This is a genomic window from Hyphomonas oceanitis SCH89, from assembly GCF_000685295.1.
GTDB lineage: Bacteria > Pseudomonadota > Alphaproteobacteria > Caulobacterales > Hyphomonadaceae > Hyphomonas > Hyphomonas oceanitis.
Window position 1 is genome coordinate 1 of record NZ_ARYL01000148.1, and the last position, 706, is coordinate 706.

Annotated in this window: 1 protein-coding gene; it reads left to right on the plus strand. The window is 58.4% G+C overall.

Annotation, left to right across the window (positions count from 1 at the left end):
- Positions 1–102: 102 nt before the first annotated feature.
- Positions 103–706 (plus strand): ABC transporter permease (locus tag HOC_RS20660; protein ID WP_035542697.1); only part of this gene is annotated, 604 nt, incomplete at its 3' end.

The following is a 706-nucleotide window of genomic DNA, read 5'->3' on the forward strand; positions in this document are numbered from 1 at the left end:
CGATCTGAAGGAGAGCGCCCGCGCCCATGGTCTGGAAGACCCCACGCTAGAGGATGCCTTTATCGCGCTTGTCGAACAAAGCGATCGGGAGCGCGAAGCGGCATGACACCGCACGCACCTTTCTCGCACAAATGGCGGCGCCTGACGGGTTTGATCACCAAGGAGACCCGCCAGGTTCTGCGCGATCCAAGTTCGGTTCTGATCGCGGGTGTGATGCCGCTTTTGCTTCTATTCCTGTTTGGATATGGCGTGACCTTCGATCCACGCGAACTCGACGTCGCGCTTGTGGTGGAGCAGCAATCATCGGAGACGGCGAGTTTTCAGGCGGCTCTTGAAAACTCGACCTTGTTCGAGGTCGAGGTCGGACCCGATCGACGCCTGTTTGAGAGAGATCTGTCGCTTGGCAAGATAGGTGGTTTGATCGTCCTGCCTGCCGATTTTTCTGCGAAGGCGTTTCGCGCGGACAGCGCACCCGTCCAGGTTATCGTTGACGGGAGCGATCCGAATACCGCCTATCTCGTCAGCGGATATGTTGAGCTTTTGTGGGGTAACTGGCTGGAACAGGAATGGATCAGGCGGGGACGCCCGGCCCTGCCGCCGGGCGTGCAGCTTCAGCCGCAAGTCTGGTTCAATCCGGAAATATCGAGCCGCAACTATCTTGTGCCGGGATCGGTAGCGATCATTTTGACGACAATTGGCGCTCTGC